The 3,076-nt window shown below is 53.0% G+C and carries 1 rRNA gene; it reads left to right on the top strand.

Annotated features, from left to right (window positions below):
- Positions 1 to 153: 153 nt before the first annotated feature.
- Positions 154 to 3,076 (top strand): 23S ribosomal RNA (locus BN1117_RS01985); the annotation flags it as partial.

The raw sequence follows: 3,076 nt of genomic DNA, 5'->3' as shown, positions 1-3,076 counted from the left end.
GCTCTTTAACAATCTGGAAAGCTGATTTAAAAAGTAGTTCTCAAACATTTGTTACAAGTGCTTTGGAAACTTCTTGGCGAAAACCAAATTTTATTTGGTCCTTGTTGTACAGCAACTTGAATGCCGTTTCGACGACACTTCTTGGGGTTGTATGGTTAAGTGACTAAGCGTACATGGTGGATGCCTTGGCAGTCAGAGGCGATGAAGGACGTACTAACCTGCGATAAGCTGTGAGAAGTCGGTAAGAGACGCTATTACTCACAGATTTCCGAATGGGGAAACCCACCCGAGATAACTCGGGTATCCGTTAGTGAATACATAGCTAACGGAGGCGAACCGGGAGAACTGAAACATCTAAGTACCCCGAGGAAAAGAAATCAACCGAGATTCCCTCAGTAGCGGCGAGCGAACGGGGATTAGCCCTTAAGCATCTTGGAAGTTAGTGGAACGGTCCTGGAAAGGCCGGCGATACAGGGTGATAGCCCCGTACACGAAAACGACCTTGATGTGAAATCGAGTAGGGCGGGACACGTGACATCCTGTCTGAATATGGGGGGACCATCCTCCAAGGCTAAATACTCCTGACTGACCGATAGTGAACCAGTACCGTGAGGGAAAGGCGAAAAGAACCCCTGTGAGGGGAGTGAAATAGAACCTGAAACCGTGTACGTACAAGCAGTGGGAGCCCTTCGGGGTGACTGCGTACCTTTTGTATAATGGGTCAGCGACTTACATTTTGTAGCGAGGTTAACCGTATAGGGGAGCCGTAGGGAAACCGAGTCTTAACTGGGCGTCTAGTTGCAAGGTGTAGACCCGAAACCGGGTGATCTAGCCATGGGCAGGTTGAAGGTTGAGTAACATCAACTGGAGGACCGAACCCACTAACGTTGCAAAGTTAGGGGATGACCTGTGGCTGGGGGTGAAAGGCCAATCAAACTCGGAGATAGCTGGTTCTCCCCGAAAGCTATTTAGGTAGCGCCTCGGACGAATACTACTGGGGGTAGAGCACTGTTTGGACTAGGGGGTCATCCCGACTTACCAACTCCATGCAAACTCCGAATACCAGTAAGTACTATCCGGGAGACACACGGCGGGTGCTAACGTCCGTCGTGAAGAGGGAAACAACCCAGACCGCCGGCTAAGGTCCCAAAGTTCTGGTTAAGTGGGAAACGATGTGGGAAGGCTCAGACAGCTAGGATGTTGGCTTAGAAGCAGCCATCATTTAAAGAAAGCGTAATAGCTCACTAGTCGAGTCGGCCTGCGCGGAAGATGTAACGGGGCTCAAACCAGGCACCGAAGCCGCGGATGCGGGCGCATCACTTAAGTACGCTGCGTGCGAAGCACGCCAAGCCCCCTCTCATCAGTGGAGGCGGGATGGTTAGCGTAATTAAGGATGCGCCTGCGTGGTAGGGGAGCGTTCTGTAAGTCTGCGAAGGTGTATCGAGAGGTATGCTGGAGATATCAGAAGTGCGAATGCTGACGTAAGTAACGATAAAGGGGGTGAAAAGCCTCCTCGCCGGAAGACCAAGGGTTCCTGTCCAACGTTAATCGGGGCAGGGTGAGTCGACCCCTAAGGCGAGGCCGAAAGGCGTAGTCGATGGGAAGCAGGTTAATATTCCTGCACGACTTGTAATTGCGATGGGGGGACGGAGAAGGCTAGGTGGGCCAGGCGACGGTTGTCCTGGTGAAAGTGCGTAGGTGGTGTTTCTAGGCAAATCCGGAGACACAACACTGAGACACGAGACGAACGCACTACGGTGCGGAAGCCATTGATGCCCTGCTTCCAGGAAAAGCCTCTAAGCTTCAGATTACAAGTCATCGTACCCCAAACCGACACAGGTGGTCGGGTAGAGAATACCAAGGCGCTTGAGAGAACTCGGGTGAAGGAACTAGGCAAAATAGAACCGTAACTTCGGGAGAAGGTTCGCTCTTGATGGTGAAGTCCCTTGCGGATGGAGCTGTCGGGAGTCGCAGTGACCAGATGGCTGGGACTGTTTATCAAAAACACAGCACTCTGCAAACACGAAAGTGGACGTATAGGGTGTGACACCTGCCCGGTGCCGGAAGGTTAATTGATGGGGTTAGCGCAAGCGAAGCTCTTGATCGAAGCCCCGGTAAACGGCGGCCGTAACTATAACGGTCCTAAGGTAGCGAAATTCCTTGTCGGGTAAGTTCCGACCTGCACGAATGGTGTAACCATGGCCATGCTGTCTCCACCCGAGACTCAGTGAAATCGAATTCGCCGTGAAGATGCGGTGTACCCGCGGCTAGACGGAAAGACCCCGTGAACCTTTACTACAGCTTGGCACTGAACATTGAACCTACATGTGTAGGATAGGTGGGAGGCTTTGAAGGCGTGACGCCAGTTGCGCTGGAGCCGTCCTTGAAATACCACCCTTGTATGTTTGATGTTCTAACGCAGGGCCCTGAATCGGGCTCGCGGACAGTGCCTGGTGGGTAGTTTGACTGGGGCGGTCTCCTCCCAAAGAGTAACGGAGGAGCACGAAGGTTGGCTAATCCTGGTCGGACATCAGGAGGTTAGTGCAATGGCATAAGCCAGCTTAACTGCGAGACGGACAGGTCGAGCAGGTACGAAAGTAGGTCATAGTGATCCGGTGGTTCTGAATGGAAGGGCCATCGCTCAACGGATAAAAGGTACTCCGGGGATAACAGGCTGATACCGCCCAAGAGTTCATATCGACGGCGGTGTTTGGCACCTCGATGTCGGCTCATCACATCCTGGGGCTGAAGTCGGTCCCAAGGGTATGGCTGTTCGCCATTTAAAGTGGTACGCGAGCTGGGTTCAGAACGTCGTGAGACAGTTCGGTCCCTATCTGCCGTGGGCGTTGGATGATTGAAGGGAGTTGCTCCTAGTACGAGAGGACCGGAGTGAACGAACCTCTGGTGTTCGGGTTGTCACGCCAGTGGCACTGCCCGGTAGCTAAGTTCGGAATCGATAACCGCTGAAAGCATCTAAGCGGGAAGCGAGCCCTGAGATGAGTCATCCCTGACCCCTTGAGGGTCCTAAAGGGCCGTTGGAGACCACAACGTTGATAGGTGGGGTGTGTAAGCGCGG

It is taken from the genome of Aeromonas australiensis (genome assembly GCF_000819725.1).
GTDB classification, from domain to species: Bacteria; Pseudomonadota; Gammaproteobacteria; order Enterobacterales; family Aeromonadaceae; genus Aeromonas; species Aeromonas australiensis.
This window is presented reverse-complemented; position numbering and strand designations above follow the sequence as displayed.